Origin of the sequence: Pseudomonas nabeulensis, assembly GCF_004682045.1 — a bacterium.
Taxonomy (GTDB): domain Bacteria; phylum Pseudomonadota; class Gammaproteobacteria; order Pseudomonadales; family Pseudomonadaceae; genus Aquipseudomonas; species Aquipseudomonas nabeulensis.
Genome location: NZ_QUZT01000079.1, coordinates 1 through 16,093 on the forward strand (window position 1 = coordinate 1; position 16,093 = coordinate 16,093).

The 16,093-nt window shown below is 59.3% G+C and carries 14 protein-coding genes and 1 pseudogene; 4 read left to right on the forward strand and 11 right to left on the reverse strand.

Going from position 1 to position 16,093, the window contains the following annotated elements; translation table 11 throughout:
- Positions 1-698: tRNA (adenine(22)-N(1))-methyltransferase (locus tag DYL61_RS27415; protein WP_135310943.1), on the reverse strand; the 698-nt coding region annotated here is incomplete at its 3' end.
- Between the two features lie 5 nt (positions 699-703).
- A complete protein-coding gene (locus tag DYL61_RS27420; protein WP_135310944.1) occupies positions 704-1,414 on the reverse strand; it encodes a FadR/GntR family transcriptional regulator in 711 nt (236 codons plus the stop codon).
- A 339-nt stretch (positions 1,415-1,753) separates the two neighbouring features.
- On the opposite strand from DYL61_RS27420, the gene DYL61_RS27425 reads away from it, so the two are divergent.
- Together DYL61_RS27425 and gudD are read left to right on the forward strand one after the other, a co-directional pair.
- A complete protein-coding gene (locus tag DYL61_RS27425; RefSeq protein ID WP_135310945.1) occupies positions 1,754-3,115 on the forward strand; it encodes an MFS transporter in 1,362 nt (453 codons plus the stop codon).
- Positions 3,116-3,134: 19 nt separating this feature from the next.
- A complete protein-coding gene (gudD, locus tag DYL61_RS27430; protein ID WP_135310946.1) occupies positions 3,135-4,460 on the forward strand; it encodes a glucarate dehydratase in 1,326 nt (441 codons plus the stop codon).
- Between the two features lie 183 nt (positions 4,461-4,643).
- Here gudD and DYL61_RS31660 read toward each other — a convergent pair.
- Positions 4,644-4,811, reverse strand: a pseudogene (locus tag DYL61_RS31660) (helix-turn-helix domain-containing transcriptional regulator); the annotation flags it as partial.
- 123 nt (positions 4,812-4,934) lie between these two features.
- Here DYL61_RS31660 and DYL61_RS27440 point away from each other — a divergent pair.
- Positions 4,935-6,371 (forward strand): PucR family transcriptional regulator ligand-binding domain-containing protein, encoded by a 1,437-nt coding sequence (locus DYL61_RS27440; protein WP_135310947.1) that lies wholly within the window; start codon positions 4,935-4,937, stop codon positions 6,369-6,371.
- A gap of 266 nt (positions 6,372-6,637) precedes the next feature.
- Here DYL61_RS27440 and DYL61_RS27450 read toward each other — a convergent pair whose 3' ends face one another.
- The 8 genes from DYL61_RS27450 to DYL61_RS27485 form a co-directional block, all read right to left on the reverse strand.
- Positions 6,638-6,988, reverse strand: coding sequence for a cupin domain-containing protein (locus tag DYL61_RS27450; RefSeq protein WP_135310949.1), 351 nt, complete (start codon positions 6,986-6,988; stop codon positions 6,638-6,640).
- A gap of 12 nt (positions 6,989-7,000) precedes the next feature.
- Complete coding sequence (locus tag DYL61_RS27455) at positions 7,001-8,383, reverse strand: NAD(P)/FAD-dependent oxidoreductase (RefSeq protein ID WP_135310950.1); 1,383 nt, start codon at positions 8,381-8,383, stop codon at positions 7,001-7,003.
- Between the two features lie 36 nt (positions 8,384-8,419).
- Positions 8,420-9,799, reverse strand: coding sequence for an amino acid permease (locus DYL61_RS27460; RefSeq protein WP_135310951.1), 1,380 nt, complete (start codon positions 9,797-9,799; stop codon positions 8,420-8,422).
- Positions 9,800-9,926: 127 nt separating this feature from the next.
- Entirely contained in the window at positions 9,927-10,826 is a 900-nt protein-coding gene (locus DYL61_RS27465; protein WP_135310952.1) for an MBL fold metallo-hydrolase, read from the reverse strand.
- 187 nt (positions 10,827-11,013) lie between these two features.
- A complete protein-coding gene (locus tag DYL61_RS27470; protein WP_135310953.1) occupies positions 11,014-12,351 on the reverse strand; it encodes a hypothetical protein in 1,338 nt (445 codons plus the stop codon).
- 105 nt (positions 12,352-12,456) lie between these two features.
- On the reverse strand, positions 12,457-13,026 hold the full coding sequence (locus tag DYL61_RS27475; protein ID WP_135310954.1) for a hypothetical protein: 570 nt from the start codon (positions 13,024-13,026) through the stop codon (positions 12,457-12,459).
- A 101-nt stretch (positions 13,027-13,127) separates the two neighbouring features.
- Positions 13,128-14,213 (reverse strand): death domain-containing protein, encoded by a 1,086-nt coding sequence (locus tag DYL61_RS27480; protein WP_135310955.1) that lies wholly within the window; start codon positions 14,211-14,213, stop codon positions 13,128-13,130.
- Between the two features lie 50 nt (positions 14,214-14,263).
- Positions 14,264-14,728 (reverse strand): hypothetical protein, encoded by a 465-nt coding sequence (locus tag DYL61_RS27485; RefSeq protein WP_135310956.1) that lies wholly within the window; start codon positions 14,726-14,728, stop codon positions 14,264-14,266.
- A 246-nt stretch (positions 14,729-14,974) separates the two neighbouring features.
- Between DYL61_RS27485 and DYL61_RS27490 the strand changes: the two genes are divergently transcribed.
- Positions 14,975-16,003, forward strand: a complete 1,029-nt coding sequence (locus DYL61_RS27490; RefSeq protein WP_135310957.1) for an alpha/beta hydrolase family protein — start codon at positions 14,975-14,977, stop codon at positions 16,001-16,003.
- Positions 16,004-16,093 lie beyond the last annotated feature (90 nt).

A 16,093-nucleotide genomic window follows, 5' to 3' on the forward strand; every position in this document is an offset into this window, starting at 1 on the left:
GGTGACGCGAGCAGCGCGGTAATCCACTGAATCTGCTGGGCAAGTTCGTGCCGTTTTGCGGACGGCAATGTCTGTCGGGCCTGTTCGAGGCTGGCCAGGGTTTTCTGTTTCTGGCGCAACAGGCGTTGCCATTTGGCCAGGAACACCGGGCTGCGCGCCTGCAGGTGCAGGGGGCCGAAGTACAACTCTTCGGCGCTGTACTGCACCGGATCGGTGCGCTCGGCGACGATGATTTCGTAATAGAAGCGGTTTTCGTGCAGCAACTCTTCGCTGAGGATGGCGTAGCCGTTGTCCATCAACCACAGACGCAGCGGTTGCTCGCCGCCGTTGGGTTGCAGGATCAAGCGTTCCCGGCCGCTCAAGTGCGCCTTGCCGCTGTCGAGGATATCGCGGATGGTCTCGCCGCCCATGCCGCACAGGCTGATCGCGGTGATGCCGTCGTCGGGCTGTATCGCCGCCAAGCCATTGGCCAGGCGCACGGTGATGTGTTGCTCCAAGCCGTTGTCCCGCACGGTGCGTTGCGCTGCGTGGAACGGGGTGGTCGCCACCTCCCCCGCCACCGCCGCCGTTATCGCGCCGCGCCGCAGCAAGGCCACGGGCAGGTAGCCGTGGTCGGAGCCGATATCAGCCAGGTGCGCACCCGCCGGCACGTTCGCTGCCACGCGCTCCAGGCGCCTGGATAAAGTGTGTTCGTTCAACGCGCTTACTCTCCGGAAAAACGGTCGCGACTGTTGGTCAGGTGCAGCACCATCGCGGCGCGGGCGGCGTCGGGGTCCTGGCGCTTGATCGCGTTGAAGATCGCTTCATGCTCCAGGTTCGCCAACTGGCCCAGTTGGGCGAAGTCCGCACCACCCCGCTCGGCGCCTTTGACCTGGGTGCGCGGAATCATCGCATTGCCCAGGTGCAGCATGATTTCGGTGAAGAAGGTGTTGCCGGTGGCTTCGGCGATCAGCTGGTGGAAGCGCTTGTCTTCTTCCACACAGCTGTCGTTGTTGGCCAGGGAGGCTTGGTAGTCGGTGAGCGCCGCGCGCATGCGGGCGAGTTGTTCGTCACTCCTGCGCAGCGCCGCCAGTGCCACGGCCTGCACCTCCAGGCCCAGGCGCAGCTCAAGCATGCTGCGCACGCTGGCCACCGTGTCGACATTAAGGCGCAAACCGGATTGCGCCTGTGGCGCCAATACAAAGGTGCCGATGCCGTGGCGGGTTTCCACCAGCCCTGAGGCCTGCAACTTGGACAACGCCTCACGCACCACCGTACGGCTGACGCCATGCTCGGCCACGATGGTGGATTCGGACGGCAGTTTTTCACCAGGCTTCAACTGCCCCAGCAGGATGCGCTGGGTCAGCGCTTCGACCACGCCTTGGGCCAGGTTGGTGGAGCGTTTACGCGGGGGAGTTCCGCTTGGGTTGGGCATTGCGACAGGTCCACGGGGTTGGGCTGGGTGGGAGCTTAACATCCCGTCCGGACGTGAGAGGAGGCGGATTGAAAAAACGCACCACTTGTATGACAACCAATATATAAACCCCAACACCACAACGCTTTACCGCCTGCTTTCCGACCGTAAATCCTAGCCATTCAAGCAGTAAAAAACCCAATAAACACTGACAAATAACCAAATCAACGGGTCGATTCATGGCCTTATAAGAACAAAATCACCCCCCCCGGATTGCGATCCACCAAAACCTACTTGTATGATGTCTATCAACAAGACACGCAAACCCGCATAAAAACAAATCAGGGGGAGTTTTGAATTGTGACTAATTCAAGCCATGCATCTGCCGCTTCAGAAAGTGATCCCGTTCTCGCCCGCGCCGTGCGCAAAGTGAAGAGCCATGTGCTCCCACTGTTCGTGATCATGTTCATCCTCAACTACATCGACCGGGTCAATATCGGCTTTGTGCGCACGCACATGGAGCATGACCTGGGCATCGGCGCGGCCGCCTACGGGTTTGGCGCCGGGCTGTTCTTTATCGGCTATGCGCTCTTCGAAGTGCCGTCGAACATGCTGCTGCAAAAGGTCGGTGCGCGAATCTGGCTGACCCGCATCATGTTCACCTGGGGCATCGTCGCCACGCTGATGGCGTTCATCCAGAACGAAACCCACTTCTACATCCTGCGGTTTTTGCTGGGTGTGGCCGAAGCGGGCTTCTTCCCTGGGGTGATCTACTACTTCACCCGCTGGTTGCCGGGGGTGGAGCGCGGTAAAGCCATCGCGATTTTCCTCAGTGGTTCGGCGGTTGCCTCGCTGATTTCCGGCCCGCTGTCGGGGGCGCTGTTGCAGATAGAGGGCTTTGGTTTCCATGGCTGGCAATGGATGTTCGCCATCGAAGGCCTGGCCTCGGTGGTGATCGGTTTCTTTGTGTGGTTCTGGCTGGACTCCAAGCCCCACGACGCCAAGTGGATGACCCGCGAAGAACAAGATGCCCTGGTGGGCGCCATCGACGAGGAACAGCGCCAGCGTGAGGCGTTGACCACGGTGAAACCCACCATCGGCAGGTTGCTCAAGGACCGCCAGATCCTGCTGTTCTGCGCCCTGTATTTCTGCATCCAACTGACGATCTACGCCGCCACGTTCTGGCTGCCGAGCATCATCAAGAAGATGGGCGACTTGAGCGATGTGCAGGTCGGTTTTTTTAACTCGATCCCGTGGCTGATCTCGATCATCGCCATGTACGCCTTCGCCGCGCTGTCGGGCAAGTTCAAGTTCCAGCAGGCGTGGGTGGCTGCGGCACTGTTGATTGCCGCCGCAGGCATGTTCATGTCCACCACGGGCGGGCCGATCTTTGCCTTTGTGGCGATCTGCTTTGCGGCCATCGGTTTCAAGTCGGCGTCGTCGCTGTTCTGGCCGATCCCCCAGGGCTATCTGGATGTGCGCATCGCCGCGGCGGTGATCGCGTTGATCAACTCCATCGGCAACCTGGGCGGCTTCGTCGCGCCGACTACCTTTGGCTTCCTGGAACAGACCACCGGCTCGATCCAGGGCGGTCTCTACGGGTTGGCCGGTACTTCGGTGCTCGCTGCGATCCTGGTGTTTTTTGCCAAGACGTCCCCTGCCCCGGTGTTGACGTCACCCAGCGCCGTGCCTGCGGGCGCCGCCATCAGCAAACCTCTTTGAACCTGCTCAGGAACCTGCCATGAATACGCCCGTCGTTACCCACTTCCAGGTCATCCCCGTCGCCGGCCACGACAGCATGTTGCTCAATTTGAGCGGCGCCCACGGCCCTTATTTCACGCGCAATATCGTCATTCTCAAGGACAGCAGCGGCAACACCGGCGTGGGCGAAGTACCCGGCGGCGAACGCATTCGCGAAACCCTCGAAGATGCGCGCAGCCTGGTGATCGGCCAACCCATCGGCCAGTACCAGCGCATCCTCAATCAGATGCGCACCACCTTTGCCTCCAGGGACAGTGCCGGTCGTGGCCTGCAGACGTTTGACCTGCGTATCACCATTCATGCCGTCACGGCCATGGAAGCCGCCTTGCTCGATTTGCTGGGTCAGTTCCTCGAAGTGCCGGTGGCCGCCTTGCTCGGCGAAGGCCAGCAACGCGACGCGGTGAAGATGCTCGGTTACCTGTTTTATGTCGGCGACCGCACGGCGACCGACCTGGCCTATCGCAACGAGGCCGACGCTGATAATGAATGGTTTCGCCTGCGCCATGAAAAGGCCCTGACCCCCGACGCGGTGGTGCGCCTGGCCGAAGCGGCCAAGGCCAAATACGGTTTCAATGACTTCAAGCTCAAGGGTGGCGTGTTGAGCGGCGATGCTGAAATCGAAGCGGTGACCGCCCTGGCCGAACGCTTCCCCGATGCACGTATCACCCTCGACCCGAACGGCGCCTGGTCACTCAAGGAAGCCATTCGACTCTGCCGTGACCAACACAACGTCCTCGCCTACGCCGAAGACCCGTGCGGCGCCGAAAACGGCTACTCGGGCCGTGAAGTCATGGCCGAATTCCGCCGTGCCACCGGGCTTAAAACCGCCACCAATATGATCGCCACCGACTGGCGCGAGATGGGCCACGCGATCCAGCTGCAATCGGTGGATATTCCGCTGGCCGACCCGCACTTCTGGACGATGCAAGGTTCGGTGCGCGTGGCGCAGATGTGCAATGACTGGGGGCTGACCTGGGGTTCGCACTCCAACAACCATTTCGACATTTCCCTGGCGATGTTTACCCAAGTTGCCGCCGCCGCACCGGGCGATATCACCGCCATCGACACCCACTGGATCTGGCAGGACGGCCAGCGCCTGACCAAAGAGCCGCTGAAGATCGAAGGGGGTTACGTGAAGGTGCCGGCCAAACCGGGCCTGGGCGTGGATATCGACATGGATGCCGTGGCCAAGGCCCATGAACTGTACAAAGGCATGGGGCTCGGGGCGCGGGATGACAGCGTGGCGATGCAGTTTTTGATTCCAGGGTGGCGCTATAACAACAAGCAGCCGTGCCTGGTTCGGTGAGCTAAGCGCTGTCATCCCCAGGATTGCCTCTGTAGTGAGCGGGCTTGCCCCGCGCTGGGTGGCGAAGCCGCCCTAAACCCAGACAACTCGGTGGTTCAGTTAGACCGAGGCACATGGATTTGGGGCGGCTTCGCCACCCAGCGCGGGGCAAGCCCGCTCACTACAAGGATACGGTTGTCATGTTTAAGTCAGTGTCTTGCGCGCCGCAATCGGCTGCACCGTCAGCTCCACACCCAGCGCCAACATCAGCTTCTGAACCGTTTCATAACGGGTTTTCGAGCTGCCTTTCAGGGTTTTTTACAGGCTTTCGCGATTAACCCCCGCAGCTTCGGCTACCTTGTTCACCCTCAGCTTTTTTGATTCAACAGCCAACAGATAAAAAAGCTGCCCGCTGCACCTGCGGTGTCGCACTAGAGATGCCTGCGCTTTAGTGTGATCATGCTCAACACCAGAATAAAGAGCCCACGGTATTCCATGCTGACGGTCCAAGACCTCCTCAACATCGACCTGCTGAAACTCACCGCCGTCGCCGGCCTTGCAGCCACCAGCCGGCCGATCACCTGGGCCCATGCGGTGGACTTGCCCGACCCGTGGCGCTGGATCTCACCCGGCGACCTGGTGATGACCACCGGTGTCGGCATGCCCCATGCGCCGCAGGAGCAAGTAACCTGGCTGGAGCAACTGGTGCAAGGCAATGCCTGTGCGCTGGTGGTCGCGCCCAGGCAGGATGCGCCGAAGCTGTCGCGGCAGATGCTCAAGGCGGCGGATCGCCTGTTGTTTCCGATCTTGCAGGCCAGCTTCGAGTTGGCGTTCGTCAAGCTCTCCCACTATGTGATCGAAAGCGTGCTGCAAGCCCAGCGCGAGCGCTTCAATGCCAGTGAGCGGCTGTTCCAGACCTACGCCGAAGCGCTGCGCAAAGCGCCTGATATGGCGGGGCGGTTGGCGATACTGGCGGGGACACTGGCGCTGGATCTGGCGATTGAAGATCAGGTCAGCGGGACGAATATCGTCGAGGCCCACGCGAACGCCGGGCACCCGGCGGAACAGGTTGAGCGCATCCCCATTGCAGGTCGCAGCCGCACCAACCTGGTCATGGGCCGCAAAGGCAATGACGCCACGCTGGTGCGCTCGCTGGTAGGCCTGCTCGGCGTGGAGCTTGAGCGCCTGATGATCCACCGCGACCTGCAACGCGATGAGGGCACGGCGCTGTTGCGCAACCTGTTGGACAGCGAAACCCAACTGCCCCTCGCCCGCCCGCTGCTGGAGCGCCGAGGCTTGAACGGCACGCTGGTGAGCCTGGCGATCCAGCCTGCGCATGAAGGCCCGTGGAGCATGGATGAAGTTCACCACGCCCCGGCCCTGCATCGGATAACCCCGCTGTTACTCAGCGAACAAGGCCTGCTCCTGGCCCTCAGCCCTGACGATAACGAGGTGTTGGAAGCCCTGCGCCACAACCTCGGCGAGGGCACCGTGATCGGTATCAGCGGCCCGATTGCGGTGGCCACGGGCTTTCGTGAAAGTGTGCGGCAGGCACGGTTGGCGCTGTCCCAGGCACAGGAGTTGGACACGGCACTGTTGCGCTACGGCGAAGCCGAGTCCGGGTTGATCATGGCGCCCAAATCCCTGGCCGAAGCCCGTGCGCTGGTCGGGCGCTACCTCGGCCCGCTGATCGAACACGACCGCACCCAGAACGCCGCGCTGCTGGCCACGCTGGTCGCGTTTCTGGACAACGACGGCAACTGGAAAGCCACCGCCTTCGACCTCAATGTGCACCGGCAAACCCTGGTCTATCGGCTCAAGCTGGTGGAACAGCTCACCGGCCTCAAACCCACCACGACCCAGGGTATCGCGCGTTTCTGGATTGCGATTCAGGCGGCTAAAAATACCGACCTGCTTCAAACCGCGCCCTGAATGCAAAAAGGCCCCGCAAGCGGGGTAACACGAACTCTGTGGTGAGCGGGCTTGTTCTAATGCCAGTCAGTTAAGAGGTCGGAAGGATAAAAAGTAACCTGTGGCGAGGGAGCTTGCTCCCGCTGGACTGCGCAGCAGTCCCCGTCTTTTAAAACAAAGAACTGGGGCCGCTTCGCGGCCCAGCGGGAGCTTGCTCCCTCGCCACAGATGCGGTTTCCACTCTCAACTGACAGGCATTACCCGCAAGCGGGGCTGGTGTTGCAGGGTCAATAGATCGCGTAAACCTTCCTGACCGTCTTGAGCACATCCCAGCGCCCGCTCCAGCCTGGCGGCAAAACCACCAGGTCGCCGCCGGTGATTTCCACCACCTCGCCACTGGCATCATCCGTCAACAACGCCTGCCCGGAAATGATGTAGGTGAACTCGGTATCGGCGCGGTTGACCACCGGCCAGCCGCCCGGCGCGCACTCCCACACACCGAGGTTGCCCGTGGCCGCAAGCGCCAGCGGCTGCGTGGCGATTTGCGGGTCGCCCTTGTCGGCCCCCGCACGCTGGCCGCCGGGGTTGAGCGGCAATGCCTGGATATCGGCGGATTTGATGATGGTAAATGAAGTCACGGTGTTCTCCTGTTAGTGCGCGCCGGTGAGTTTTTCCAACAGCATCGCGGTGCGTGAGGGACGATGGGTGATGCGTTCTTCGATGTCGCTGAGTGAGGCAGCGGCCAAGCCGCTATTGATGCCCAGCCAGCGCAAGGGCTCGGGCTCCCAGGCCGGGGACTGGTGGTTGACCAGGGGCAGTTGGTTGATGTCCTCGTCCTGCTCAAGAATCAAGTTGCGCAAGATGCGCCCGGCGAGGTTGCTGGTGGCCACGCCGTCGCCCACGTAGTTGCCCGCCCACGCCAGGCGTTGTGCACGGTCGATGCTCACGGTGGGGCACCAGTCCCGTGACACGCCGAGCGCTCCGCCCCAGCGATGGGTGATGCGGGCATCGCTCAGGTCCGGGAAGAACTCCAGCAGGGTTTGGTGGATCTTGGCGTGTACGGTGTCCACCAAGTCCGCATCGCCCGACATGCGCGAGCCCCAGTGATAGGGCGCACCTCGCCCACCGAACACCAGCCGGCCTTCGGCGGTGACTTGCCCGTAGACGCGCAAATGGCGCATGTCGTTGAAGGCCAGGCGGTGATCGAGGTTGAGTTTCGCCAGCACATCGCGCTGCAACGGTTCGGTGGCCAGGACCAGCGAATACAACGGAATAACGAATCGCGAATAACCCGGTTGCTGCGACGTGAATGCTTCCGTGGCCCGCACCGTGAAGCCTGCCGTGACCTGCCCACAAGCCGTCTGCACAGAGCCGGGCTGCATGGCCGTGACCTCGCTGCTTTCGTAAATGCGCGCGCCCATGTGCTCCACCAACCGCGCCAGACCGCGTACCAGTTTGCCGGGATGAATCAACGCGCAGTGTTCGGTGTAGAGCCCGCCCAACACCCCGTCAGCACCGACCTTTGCATAGGCTTGTGAACCATCGAAGACCTGCCATTGGTTAGGCAAGCCAAAACGCGCCGATGCCTCCACCGCTGCCCTTGCCCGCGCCATCTGCGGTGCGCTGCGCGCCAGGGATAGAAAGCCCTGTTTGGCGTAGTCCGCCTCCACCCCTTCAAGGGCCAGCACGCGGCCGATTTCATCGACGGTTTCGTTCATCGCCGTTTGCAAGTTCAGTGCTGCGGCATGGGAATACAACTCGGCCACCCGCGTCAGCGAGATCGGAAAAATCGCCGAGGCCCAGCCGCCATTACGCCCCGAGGCACCGAAGCCGACCTGATGTTTTTCCAGCAGCACCACCCGCAGCGAGGGATCACTCTTGAGCAGGTAATACGCAGTCCACAACCCGGTGTAGCCGGCGCCGATGATGACCACATCGGCCTGTACCACACCGTCCAGCGGCTCGCGGGCCTGGCCGGGTTCAAACCAGAGCGGCCGGTTGGGTAGATGATTCAATTCGATCTTTGCTGACATGCTGTTGGCTTCCCGATAACAAGGGGTGGCGGATAACTAAGCGTTGCTGGCCTGCACATCGCCCGCCCGTGACCAGCGCAGGGTCAGGTAGGAGGCTGCGATGGCAACCATTGCAATCAGGCATTGGGCGAGGCTGATACGCAGGGTGGGGTCAAACGCCATGTTCACCAGCACCGCCAAAATCGAGCCGGTCACCAGCAGCGGTAGCCACGGATGGCCCCACATTGCGAACTTGAGCGAACCTTCCTGCACCCAGCGCCGACGCAACTTGAGCTGGGACAGGCAGATCATCAGGTAGACAAACAAGAACACCGTGCCGGAGGAGTTGATCAGGAACTGGAACACGGTGTCGGGCCACAACGCCGCGATCACCACGCAGCCATAACCCACCAGCGTCGAGGCAATCACCCCCCGCACCGGCACACCTTTTTCGTTGACCGCCGCCATCCAGCGTGGGGCTTCGTCGTTGGAGGCCAGCACATACAGCAGGCGGGACGAGGTGTAGAGCCCAGCATTGAGCACAGACAACACCGCCACCAAAATCACCACGGTCAGCATGTCGCCGGCACCCGGAATGCCGATGTGTTCAAAGGTGGTCACAAACGGCGATTTGCCGGGGGTGATATCGGTCCACGGCTGCGCGACCACAATAAAGAACGTCGCCAGCACGAAGAACACCAGAATGCGCACCATCACGGTATTCACGGCCTTGCGGATATTACGCGAAGGGTCTTCCGACTCGGCGGCGGCCAGCGTCGCGACCTCCACGCCGGTCATGGAGAAAATCACCACCACCACACCGGTGAACAACGACGTCACGCCATGGGGCAGGAAGCCGCCATGGGCGGTCAGGTGGCTGAAACTCGCGTTGGAGCCCGGCCACAGCTTGAACACATACAGGCCGACCACCACCAGGAACACCACAATGGCCGCCACCTTGATCCCGGCAAACCAGTACTCGGCCTCGCCAAAGGAGTGCACCGACATCAGGTTCAACAGGGTCATGCTCACCATCAACCCAAGGGCGATGACCCACACCGGAATCTCCGGCAACCAGCCGTGAATAATCTGCCCACCCACCACGGCTTCGAAGCCCACCACGATCACCCAGAAGTACCAATACAACCAACCGGTCATATAGCCGGCGGGCTTACCGAAGGCCATGCGGGCGTAGTCGACAAAGGAGCCTTTGGACGGATGCGCCGCGGCCATTTCACCGAGCATGCGCATCACCAGCGCGACGATCAAACCGGTGATGGCGTAGGTGATGAATGCACCGGGCCCGGTCGACGCGATCACGGCGCTGGAGCCCACAAACAACCCGGCGCCGATCACACCGCCCAGGGCCAACATACTGATGTGGCGTGTTTTGAGTGCACGCTTTAAACGCGGGTCATGTTCGCTTTGAATGGGCATGGGTCGTCTCCTCTTATTGTTGTGATCAACGCTGCCTTGGCCCGAAGGTTAGGCAGCACAACAAGGGAGGACCATCGATAAAATCAACGGTGTACGACGCACGCCTATACAAATGTATGAACGGTATTCAATAGTCCCAAAACGCAGCCACCCAGCGAAACGCATCCCCCTCCACCACCACTCGCCCCACGGATGGAAACGGCAGGTGCGTGGCCACGAACAACTCACCACTGGCCGCCGCTTCGTTCATCAAACGCACGCGCACGCGCACGGATTCTTCGGGGTCGTGTTCGAAGCCGTTGTGCCACTCGGGATGTTCGAAGGCCACTGGAAACAGCGCATCGCCGGCAAACGTCAGCCGCTCGCCACCCGACGTCACATAGACCACGCTGTGTCCTGGTGTGTGACCGCCGGTGAGCTTGGCGACAACGCCGGGCGCTACTTCGCGCTCATCGTCAAAGGTGTGCAGATTGTCCTGATATAACGCCATGAATTGCTGGGCCGTGGCCTTCAATACATCGGGCACCGGGGCGGGCATGTCGGTGTAGGTGAAGTCGGGCGACGCCCAGAAATCGACCTCTATGGCCGCCACGTGGATGCGCACATCGGGGCGCAGTTTGCGCTTGACCTCATCGACCAGCAGGCCGCCGATATGGTCCATGTGCATGTGGGTGATCACGATGTCAGTCACTGAGGACAAGGCAATACCGGCAGCTTCAAGACGCTTGGGAAACTGCCCGGCCCGCGGGAACCCCGGAAATTGTCCGCCCAGGCCGGCGTCCACCAGGATCACCTGTTCGCCGCTGCGCACCACCAGCACATTCAGCGCCCAGTCGAACGCATCCGGCCCCAGGAACATCTCCTTGGACCACGCCGCGCGTGCGGCGGGGCTGGCGTTGGTGGACATGGTCTGGGTGGGCAGCGGCAGCACGCCGTCGCTGATCACCAGTACGTCAATGTCACCGACGCGCACGGCGTAGCGGGATGGCACCAGTTCTTCGGTTGGGAATTTCAGTTGGGTGGTCATGGTCGCTCTCCTGTGGTTTGCGGCGAGTGGATCGCCTGCAAAACAGTGTGCGACGGGGCAACGGGGCTCGGAACCATACATGGGTATAGCGTGGGCACACCTTGGGGTGGGGAGAGTGCTGCCACCCGGCGTAAAGGCGCATACCGTTATTCGGCAACCGCGTGCTCAGCATGCGGTTGCCAACGTTTCAGGGTTTGTAGTTTTTTATCAACTTGAAGAGATGACCGGGCCAGATGCGGCGCGTGGCGAGCTCATCGCGGTTGCCGGCAACGGCGTCCAGGAGGTAACGCCTGGGGGCGTTGCGGAGGATGTCGTCGAGGGTTGAGCGCTTAGGCTGCTCGTCAGCCCGCGCGATGGGCTTGCTCAATTGCCCCGTCACTTTGTCCAGCACGTAGCCCTGGGCCTTGCCCAGCTCGGTAAGGGTCCAGACGCCGTTGTCATTGTTAATCAGCGCTTTGGAGGGAGGGAGCCTGATGTCCTGGTGCGTGGTTTTAACGATATGGTCTTCGTACCTGACCTTTCTGTATTTAGCGAACTCGCTGCCGAGGGGTGGTTGATCTGCACCTTCATTGGAGAATTTTTTTACCATCCGTTCCAGGAAGGGTATACCGCCAACATTTGAGAACGCGCCGTGATCCGGATTCAGGGTATAGCGCACAAAGCCCTGGTCGAGACGGGTACTGTTGATCGCCGAACCGTTAAGGATGCTTGCGGCGAGTGCGGCGCCTTCAGGTTTGTAATCGAACGTCACGCGGTATCCTTCGATGTCATAGCCGGTATTACCCCCTCCGTTTTGGCGACCGTCACTGTAATGCCGATAGTCGCCCAGCGTCGCGGCCAATACTGTGACAAACGTAAGATCAGCACCTTGCTCCTGTGCATAAGCGTACATATCCGCAACCACGGCTCGATCCTCGAGGTTGAGGAAATCGGCAGCGTTTTGAGCACCGTTCTCTGAAGTGGCGGGAGGCCTGGCCACCGGTGGTTCGGTTCCGTTGAACAGGATAGAAATCATGAGTTCACGGCCGTTGACAGGTGCCTGTTTCGGGCTGGTCGCCACCGTGGGTGCCGTTGACTGGAGTTCTTCCCAGGCGGCGCGGCGCTCATTGATGGTGAAGGTCCCACCGTCGTCCCGTGCAATAAGGCTGAGTTGATCGCGGGCCAGCCCTTTAAAAGGGTTGCTGTCGGCACCGTTGATAAAGCCGGTGGCTTGGCGAGCCCGCGCGAGGTGCTCCGGGTTATCGGTATCAGGAAGTTCTACATCGTGTTGCGCTTTGTTGGCGAGGTAGGTGTCACCGGTTATCGCATTCAGCGGGTCGGCGCTCTGCTTGCCGGCACGCGTTGCGACTTCGCTCAATTGACGGGCCAGGATTGAGACGGTGCTGTCGGCAACCTCGCGTCGCGCAGATGTCATCGCTTCCATTTCGGTCTTATCAGATGAAGTCGAAGGCATGGCGGGTGCACTGGCAGTACTGTCTGTCGTCAATCGGCTATAAGACGGTCCATGTGGATTGATAGTGTTCATGGGCATTCTCCCAAGCAGGAGAGCAGCAACGCTGCCACATAATAAAAAATATTTAAAATCAAAGAAGTGCCCGACACCAAACCAGTTTCAGGCACCGTTACCGCCTTAATATCTATACCTAATTACTACTGAATCAACACCCGCAGGTCGGGAGGTGGGTGGTTTGCCACCTAACACTTTATGATAGATTTTAACCCGTGAAATATAGTTAAAATACTCACCATTAAAGTCAGATAGAAGCCCAACGGAATTTGGACGAATTTCTCTACAGTCCTCTGGAGCGCTCAAGACGCGTTGATAGCACAAACTAACAATCTCATTGATGCTATCTGGATAATAAGTCGTACTCCACTGAATATCTACTAACCGCTTAGAATCGAGGGCTGTACCAGACGGAAAGTCTGAGTTGCGAATACTAAAAATCACGAACCCAGTACGACGCACGGTGTTGGAGTCAGACAAAACAAGCACCGCATTAGGTGTTTCGCTCTTGTTAATAACCCCTTCTGCGGCATACACACCCGCATTAACGGACACCACCAAAGCAACCAGCAACGCAAACTTGCTTTTTTTCGAATTAACGCCACATCCAAACTCAATCAAGCTTTTCATAATCTTCACCATAACGTCAGAAACAACACTTAAGGTTTCAATCAAGCCAATTGCAAGAATCACACAGGAAAAGCCTGCACTACCTAAAAGTCAGGATTACGCAAGTTACTTTCCACATGCCCACCTTTTACTTAAATCCAAAAATCCAAACATAATACGAGCCTTCACGGCCCCCCGGAGTTGCGCAGCGCCTTCAACAAACTCGTCAACCAATGAGGCAGATCGCGGCTGCGCGAAAGCGCTTCCAAAAAGGCGCGTTCTTGCGCCCGGAGGTTGCGCGCCTCCACCGTTTTACGAACCCGGGCTTGCCCTTCGGGAATCGGCGCAGGCGCTCTTGGCCGGCCTGCTTTGTCCATCGTGTAGCCCGCCGCCCAGCCTTTTTCGGTGATAGTCCACACACCGTTGTGTCTGATGTGATTAGGCTCCGGAAGGGTGAACATGACCTCTTTGGAGCGGGTGATCACGATTTTGTCTTTAACGTCCTTGGGGACGTAGGTGGCAAACTCGCTGCCGAGCACAGATAGCTCGGCGTCTTCATTGGAGAACTTCGATACCATCTTTTCAAGGAAGCCGAGGGAGTCACCCATACCGGCCAGTGCGCCGTAACCTGGGTCAAGAATGTGGCGCAAGAAGCCTTGATCGAAACGGGTGGTGTTAATGGCCATGCCATTAAGAATGCGCGTGGCGGCGGCGGCGTCTTTTTCCAGATAGTCATACCTGAGCTGATGCCCTTGCTTGTCGTAGTGATGACCGCTATTGGAATTAAAGATCCGACGCCCGTCGTCAAAATAGCGATAGGTGCCAAGGGCAAAGGCCACCCTATCAACATAAGCCAGATCAGCACCTTGTGATTGCGCATAGGCGTACATCTGCGAGACCAGGGCACGGTCCTCATAGTTAAGGTAGTTGTATTGGCTTTCGATGTTGAACATGTCGACACGGGAGCCAGAAGAAACGGGGGGCTCATGCCCGCGAAAAATACGTGCGAGCATCAATTCACGGCCAGCAATGGATATCGGTAACGGGCTGGTGCCCGCCACTAATGTCGACGTGACGTCCGGTTGATCAATCGAACGGGTGTGCGCTTCGCTCAGTTGAAGAGCCAAGGCTGACAGGTGACTGACAGTAGCAGTGTCACCTTTGAACAAGGTGGCATCCACTTCGCTTGCCGAGGGTTGAGGCGAGGCAGTGCCCAAACTGTTTGACACGCGGCCATTGGATAGCGATGGACTAGCAGTGAGATTGATCATGAGTATTCACCCTGTAATGTGCACACGCCAACACTCGGGTCGATTATTAATCAGTCCGCATAACGAAAAGTTACCGAGTCACTTCCAGCTGGATAACCAATCCGCGCACCACCGCCTTGGACGTTATGATAAATAATAACGCCAGCACCGTTCCCAAACTTCTGATCATTAAACGTGAAAGTTGTACCAGATGAATTTGGCTGTATCCAGTCACACGTCTGCTGAGCAGTATTGTACGGCCGGTAGTAACACAACTTAACTTGCTCATTGAGGTTCTGGGGATAGGATGTTGTCGTCCACTCTATACCCAGTAGCTTTTTAAGACCGCCTGACTTGCCGGAGGGAAAGTCCGAACTAACAATCCCAAGCGTAGCGACACCCACCCCACCTTCCGACAAAACATTGATATTGCTCGGCCTTTTCGACAACGAAATACTGGCTGCATAAGCCGAGCCATAATCCAATACCACCGAAACAACCATCACCCCAGCAACACACACAATCAAGCTTTTCATAATCTTCACCATAACGTCAGGAAACAACACTTAAGGTTCAAATCAAGCCAACTGTAAGAATCACACCCACACCATTGCACGATTTATTAACCAATCAAACCCAACCACTTCCTAAAATCACGCAGGACAACTCCGACATACTTAAAAGTAGGACTACGTAAGTAACTTCCTAGTCCCGCCTCCCCTCTACCCAAAACGCCGTTTTACGCGCATGCTGCGGCCCTCACTTCAAGGACGATAAAAACAATGAGAACCACCCTCGCCGCCCTGTGCCTGACTTTTCTCGCCACGCCCGCCTTCGCCGACAACTCCGTCATTGGTTTCCAGAACACCACCCTCCCCGACCCGCAGAACAACCGTGCGCTGCAGATGGTCGTCTGGTACCCCGCAAACACCAGCGCCACGCCTGAGCTGATCCGCGATGACGCGGTGTTCTACGGCGCCCTCGCCGTACCGGATGCGCCACCGGCCAGTGGCGCGCACCCGTTGGTGGTGATCTCCCACGGCAACGGTGGCAATTGGGGCAACCAGTTGTGGCTGGCGAGCGCGTTGGCGCATCGGGGCTATATCGTTGCGGCGGTCAACCATCCCGGCACCACCAGCAAGGATCGCACCCCCTCGACCGCCGCGCAGTTGTGGCAGCGGCCCAAGGACTTGAGCCGGGCGATTGATGCGGTACTCGCGCAGCCGCAGCAATTCGGTGCGGTGGCGAACGGTAAGATTGCCGCCGTGGGCCATTCCCTCGGCGGCTGGACGGTGATGGAAATCGGTGGGGCGCGCTTTGACCCCGACGTGTTCACCCAGGACTGCAAAGCCCACCCACAGCTGTCTGGCTGCACCGCCTACCAGAAGGTCAACACCGCCAGCACCGCCGCGTCCAAGGCCGAGCTGGCCGCAGACTTGCGCGACAAACGCGTCACCGCCGTGGTGTCCCTGGACCTGGGCCTGTCGCGCGGCATGACCGATGCCAGCCTGGCGGCGATGCCCCTGCCGGTGCTGGTACTAGCAGCGGGTGTCACGGCGCCGGAATTGCCGGCGGAGCTTGAGTCCGCCGATCTGGCCCGGCGCCTGCCGAAAGCCTCGACCCAGTATTTGAAGATCCACGACGCCACCCATTTCAGCTTCATGGCGATCTGCAAACCAACGGGTGAGGCGTTGATCGAAGAGAACTCCCCGGGGGACGGGATGATTTGCCACGATGGCGAAGGGGCGCGGCCGCGGGAGATGATCCAGCAGCAGGTTGTAATGTTGATCACTGATTTTCTGCGGCGATAAGCGCTTAGGTAAAATAAAGCTATTCAATAAAAAACGTATCAAATACGATGCATAAATACGAAAACCATCTAAATGCACCGTATAGGATGC